General features: G+C 68.5%; 5 protein-coding genes and 1 pseudogene. 4 read left to right on the top strand and 2 right to left on the bottom strand.

The window, feature by feature from the left end:
- Positions 1 to 138, bottom strand: a pseudogene (locus tag I0Q12_RS34575) (VOC family protein); the annotation flags it as partial.
- Positions 139 to 209: 71 nt separating this feature from the next.
- Here I0Q12_RS34575 and I0Q12_RS31540 point away from each other — a divergent pair.
- Entirely contained in the window at positions 210 to 1034 is an 825-nt protein-coding gene (locus tag I0Q12_RS31540) for a helix-turn-helix transcriptional regulator (protein WP_197258006.1), read from the top strand.
- A 28-nt stretch (positions 1035 to 1062) separates the two neighbouring features.
- On the opposite strand, the gene hppD is transcribed toward I0Q12_RS31540, so the two are convergent.
- A complete protein-coding gene (hppD, locus tag I0Q12_RS31535) occupies positions 1063 to 2268 on the bottom strand; it encodes a 4-hydroxyphenylpyruvate dioxygenase (RefSeq protein WP_197258003.1) in 1206 nt (401 codons plus the stop codon).
- Between the two features lie 186 nt (positions 2269 to 2454).
- Here hppD and I0Q12_RS31530 point away from each other — a divergent pair, with 186 nt between their 5' ends.
- The 3 genes from I0Q12_RS31530 to I0Q12_RS31520 all read left to right on the top strand — a co-directional run bounded on the left by I0Q12_RS31530 (position 2455) and on the right by I0Q12_RS31520 (position 5773).
- A complete protein-coding gene (locus I0Q12_RS31530) occupies positions 2455 to 2964 on the top strand; it encodes an Lrp/AsnC family transcriptional regulator (RefSeq protein ID WP_197258001.1) in 510 nt (169 codons plus the stop codon).
- Between the two features lie 141 nt (positions 2965 to 3105).
- Positions 3106 to 4359: a Glu/Leu/Phe/Val dehydrogenase dimerization domain-containing protein gene (locus I0Q12_RS31525; RefSeq protein WP_197257999.1), complete on the top strand. Its 1254-nt coding sequence runs from the start codon at positions 3106 to 3108 to the stop codon at positions 4357 to 4359.
- Positions 4352 to 5773 carry an amino acid permease gene (locus I0Q12_RS31520; RefSeq protein WP_197257997.1) on the top strand — a complete coding sequence of 474 codons (1422 nt, stop codon included), beginning with the start codon at positions 4352 to 4354 and terminating at the stop codon, positions 5771 to 5773. The genes I0Q12_RS31525 and I0Q12_RS31520 overlap by 8 nt, the downstream gene beginning before the upstream one ends.
- Positions 5774 to 5781: the final 8 nt, after the last annotated feature.

Genomic DNA, 5781 nt, shown 5'->3' with positions numbered 1-5781 from the left:
CACCGAGCGGTAGAACTCGATGGCGTCGCGGGCCGACGGCACCGCGATGAACGGGGTCAGGCTGGTGGATCCGTGCGGGATACCGTCGGTCGTGTGGTCGCCGGTGACACCGGCTCCGGTCATGGTGTTCTCGTTCATGCCCCGACGCTAGGACCGGACCGTCGGGGGTGGCTTGTAGATTCGCGACAGCACACGAGAAGGGATCCGGCGTGACGACCAGCGACCGACGCGGGGTCCTGTATCCCGCGCGCCTGCCCACGTTCCATCGCGAACCGCCGCCGCGCGAACTCACAGGCCTGGTGCGGTGGTTCTGGATTCCGGAATGGCAGCTCGCCCCGGGCCGAACCTCGCGGCAGGAGGTCCTGTCCTTCCCCGCCTCGAATCTCACCGTCGGAGCCGATGGGGTGACCCTGTCCGGTCCGACGACGCGACGGTCGCACCGCGACCTGACCGGCACCGGCTGGGCGGTCGGTGCGCTGCTGCGCCCCGCCGCTGTCCCGGCGCTCGTCGGCGACCCCCGCGCGGCACGCGACCGGCAGGTCCCGTTCGAGGCAACCGAGCTGCACCGCGCCGTGACGGCGGCGATGTCGCCCGATGGTGACGGCGCCGCCCGGCGGGCTCGCGCGACCGCGGCGTACTCCGCGTGGCTCCTCGACCGTGTCGGCCCACCCGACGCCGAGGGTGAACTGGCCAACGCGATGGAGGACGCGATCGCCGCCGATCTCGGACCGACCCGTGTCGACGACCTGGCACAGACGCTGGGGATCTCCGTGCGCAGCGTGCAGCGCCTCGCGCTGCGGCACGTCGGGGTGACACCGCTGGCGATGATCCGCCGTTACCGGCTGCAGGAGGCCGCCCAGCGCCTGCGCGACGACCCGGCGATTCCGATCGGGCAGGTCGCCGCCGAACTCGGGTACGCCGACCAGGCACACCTGTGCGCGGACTTCCGGCGCGTGCTCGGTTTCACCCCGAGCACGTACCGCGACCGCGCCGGCCCCGGCGACGACCCGTCCCACCCCGCACCGACCGGGTGAGCGATCGGATCCGGTCCGGAGCCCGGACTCAGAAGTTGCCGCGTGCGGCCTGCTCCCGCTCGATCGCCTCGAACAGCGCCTTGAAGTTGCCCTTGCCGAAGCCGAGCGATCCGTGCCGCTCGATCAGTTCGAAGAACACCGTCGGGCGGTCGCCGATGGGCTTCGTGAAGATCTGCAGCAGGTAGCCGTCCTCGTCGCGGTCGACCAGAATGCCGCGCTTCTTCAGCTCCTCGATCGGCACCCGGACCTTGCCGATACGGGCACGCAGCTCCGGATCGTCGTAGTACGCATCGGGAGTCGCGAGGAACTCCACGCCCTCCTCACGCAGCCGGTCGACCGCGGTGAGGATGTCGTTGGTGGCCAGGGCGAGGTGCTGCGCACCCGGTCCGCGGTAGAAGTCGAGGTACTCGTCGATCTGCGAACGCTTCTTCGCGATCGCGGGCTCGTTGAGCGGGAACTTCACGCGGTGGTTGCCGTTGCACACCACCTTGCTCATGAGAGCCGAGTAGTCGGTCGCGATGTCGTCGCCGATGAACTCCGCCATGTTCGTGAAACCCATGACGCGGTTGTAGAAGTCGACCCACTCGTCCATGCGTCCGAGTTCGACGTTGCCGACGACGTGATCGAGCGCCTGGAAGATCCGCTTCGGCGCGCCCTCGCGCTTGCGGTAGGTCGAGGTGCGCTCGACGTAGCCGGGCAGGTACGGACCGTTGTAGCGCGACCGGTCGACCAGCGTGTGCCGTGTGTCGCCGTAGGTCGCGATGGCACCGATGCGGACGGTGCCGTTCTCGTCGCTCAGCTCGTAGGGCTCCTCGAGGACGGTCGCTCCCTGGCGCCGGGCGTGCTCGATGCACTTGTCGACATCCGGGACCTGCAGCGCGATGTCGACCACGCCGTCACCGTGCAGGCGGTGGTGCTCGATCAGCGGGCTGTCCGGATCCACCGCGCCCTTGATCACGAATCGCACGGCGCCGCTGCGCAGTACGTAGGCGTGGTGGTCGCGGTTGCCGGTGGTGGGTCCGGAATAGGCGACGAGTTCCATGCCGTAGGCCGACTGGAAGTAGTGCGCCGTCTGCGTCGCGTTGCCGACCACCCACACCACAGCGTCCCAGCCGCTCACGGGGAACGGATCCCGTTCGCTGTCGTACTCCACCAGACCGACGAGGCGCTGGAGCTCCTCGGCGTCGAGCTGAGCGAGTCGTTCGCTGTCGGTCAGGGTGTATTCCAGAGTCATCGCTGCAACCTCCTGCCGCTCACTGCGGCACAGTCGTTGTGTCGTGTGTCACCAGGAGAAACCCACCCGCCGGTGGGACGCAACGTCGCCTTCGGGAACTGGTCCGACTGACTCGAATTCGCTGGAATCCTGACGTTCACCTATACAATCAGGCTAGTTTTCGGCGTCCGATGGGAAGGAAGCGCGATGCGCGAGCCCGTGCAGCTGGACGAATTGGATTTCGCTCTTCTCGAGGCCCTGCACGCCGACCCGAAGGTCGGCGCGCTCGAGCTGTCCCGTCGCCTGAAGGTCGCGCGCGCCACCGTCTCGGCACGCCTGCGGCGCCTCGAGGACACCGGGGTGATCGCCGGCTACGAACCCCGGATCAACCTCGCCGCAGCAGGTTTCGAGGTCCAGGCGTTCGTGACGATGGAGATCGTGCAGGGCGCTCTCGAAGACGTCACGGAGGTCCTCGAACGCATCCCGGGGGTGCTCGAAGCGTTCGCCACCACCGGCGCGGGCGACGTCCTGTGCCGCATCGGGGCCGAATCGCATCTCGGCCTCCAGCAGACCCTCATCGAACTGAACCGCTCGTCGATCGTCGCGCGCTCGACGAGCGTGATGGTGCTGTCGGAGGTCGTGCACTACCGGGCGATGCCGCTGCTCCGCACCCTCCAGCCCGAACGATCCGCGAAAGCACCCGCGTACCGGCGCTGAGCCGATCACGTCCACAATCCCGTTCCGACTAGCCGGATTGCACAGAAAAAAGCGCTTCGGGCATCCGGACCCTCCGCACGCTGCACAGTTCTCCGAGGCACAGTTGCGCGGCATTTGTTACTGCCGTCACAGTCGTTCGCCATGAAGAACCTGCTGACCCGATTCGAAGAAAAAGCCCCCGAGATCGTCTTCGAGTGGCACGACACCGAGACCACCGCCCGGGGCTGGGTCGTCATCAACTCGCTGCGGGGCGGCGCAGCGGGCGGCGGCACCCGCATGCGCCGCGGTCTCGACCGGCGCGAGGTGGAGTCGCTGGCGAAGACCATGGAGATCAAGTTCACCGTCTCCGGACCCGCGATCGGTGGCGCCAAGTCCGGCATCGATTTCGATCCGTCCGACCCGCGCAAGGAAGGCGTGCTGCGCCGTTGGTTCGCGGCGGTCACTCCCCTGCTGCAGGCGTACTACGGCACCGGCGGCGACCTCAACGTCGACGAGATGAACGAGGTCGTTCCGCTCACCGAGGCCAACGGCCTGTGGCACCCGCAGGAAGGCGTCGTCAACGGTCACTTCGGCAAGGACGAGCGCCAGCGGATCCAGCGGGTGGGCCAGCTGCGGCTCGGCGTCGCGAAGGTCGTCGAGGACGCGCGGTTCACCCCCACCACCAGCACGAAATACACTGTCGCCGATCTGATCACCGGTTACGGCGTCGCCGAGTCGGTCCGTCACCACCAGCTCGTCTACCGGGGCAGCGACCTGGCGGGCAAGCGCGTGGTGGTGCAGGGCTGGGGCAACGTCGGCGCCGCCGCTGCCTACTATCTCGCCCAGGCCGGCGCGTCGATCGTGGGCATCATCGACCGCGACGGCGGCATCCTCGAGCCCGAGGGGCTCTCCTTCGACGAGGTCCGCACCCTGCTGCTCGAGCGCGACGGCAACGCCCTGCGCAGCGACCGCATGCTCCCCTTCGACGAGGTGAACGCCCGCATCTGGGATCTCGGAGCCGAGATCTTCCTGCCCTGCGCCGCAAGCCGACTCGTCACCCGCGAGCAGGTCGACCGCATGGTCGCTGCGGGACTCGAGTCGATCGCCTCGGGCGCGAACGTCCCGTTCGCCGACGACGAGATCTTCTACGGCCCCACCTACGAGCACGCCGACAAGTCCGTCGCCGTGATCCCCGACTTCATCGCCAACTGCGGCATGGCCCGCGCCTTCGCCCAGCTCATGGAAGGCGACGTGGAGGTCTCCGACGCCGCGATCTTCGGTGATGTGTCCACCACCATCGAGACTGCCCTGCGTCGGTGCCACGACCGTTCGGCCGAGCTCACCGGACTCGCCGCGACGGCCTTCGAGATCGCACTCGACCAGCTGGTTCCGGCCGGGGAGCGCATCGATGACTGAAACCCTGGCTCCCGCGACCACGACCGGTGCCCAGAGCACCGCCGGTCTGCATCGCGCGATGAGGCCCCGCCAGCTCGTCATGATGAGCCTCGGCGGCGCCATCGGGGCCGGCCTGTTCGTCGGGTCGGGGGCGGGCATCGCCGTCGCCGGCCCGGCGATCCTGATCTCGTTCCTCGTCGCGGCCGTTCTCGTCGTGTTCGTGATGCGCATGATGGGTGAGATGGCTGCGGCCAACCCCGCCAGCGGCGCCTTCTCAGAACACACCGAGAACGCCCTGGGTCCCGTCGCGGGCCGGACCATCGGGTGGTTGTACTGGGTGCAGGTCATCATCGTGATCGCCGCGGAGGCCACCGGCGCTGCCGCGATCACCGCGGTGGCACTGCCCGGGATCCCCCAGTGGGCGTCCGCGCTGTTCTACATGGTCGCGCTGACGGGCGTGAACCTCGTCGGCGTGCGCCGCTTCGGCGAGGTCGAATTCTGGTTCGCCGCAATCAAGATCGCCGCGATCCTCGGGTTCCTGGTGATCGGTGTCGCGATGATCGCCGGGTGGATGCCCACGTTCGAGACGACCGGCTTCGCGAACCTCACGGCGCACGGCGGGTTCGCCCCCACCGGTATCGCCGGTATCGCCGCCGGCCTGCTCATCGTGGTGTTCGCGTTCGGTGGCACCGAGATCATCGCGATCGCCGCCGCGGAGACCGCCGATCCCCGTCGTAACGTGGGCCGCGCGGTGCGCACCCTGGTGTGGCGCATCCTCGTGTTCTACATCGGGTCGGTGCTCGTGATGGTGACGATCCTGCCGTGGACCTCCGAGGACCTCGCGACCGGTCCGTTCGTCGCCGTGCTGCAGGCCGGGGCCGTCCCGGGTGCCGCCGCGGTGATGACCGTGATCGTCGTGGTCGCGCTGCTCTCGTCGCTCAACGCGATGCTGTTCAGCGCGTCCCGGATGATCTTCTCGCTGTCGCACCGAGGATCGGCGCATCCCGTCTTCGGGCGACTGTCGTCCAACGGCGTTCCCCGCAATGCGGTGCTCGCTTCGGTGGCGTTCGGCTTCGTCACGGTCGGGCTGAACTTTCTCTACCCCGACCGGGTGCTGCCGCTGCTCCTCAACGCCGTCGGCTCCACGATCCTGGTGCTGTGGACGTTCGTCGCGGTCTCGCACATCGTGCTCCGTCGTCGCGCACGACGCAACGGCACCGAGGATGCACTGCCGCTGAAGATGTGGGGCTTCCCGTACCTGTCGTACGCGACGCTCGGCCTGCTCGCCGGCATCGCGGTGCTCGCGCTGTTCGACACCGCCGCGCGCACACAGCTGCTCGCGACCGGCGCTCTGACCGCAACGATCGCCGGTACCTGCACGGTGCTGGCGCGGCGACGCGCTGCGGCCGAAAAGGTTCAGGAGCACCAACCGTAAGGACGCGT

Source organism: Rhodococcus sp. CX (assembly GCF_015865005.1).
Taxonomy (GTDB): Bacteria; Actinomycetota; Actinomycetes; order Mycobacteriales; family Mycobacteriaceae; genus Rhodococcus.
The sequence above is the reverse complement of the archived record's forward strand: the minus strand, read 5'-3'. Positions and strand labels throughout refer to the sequence as shown.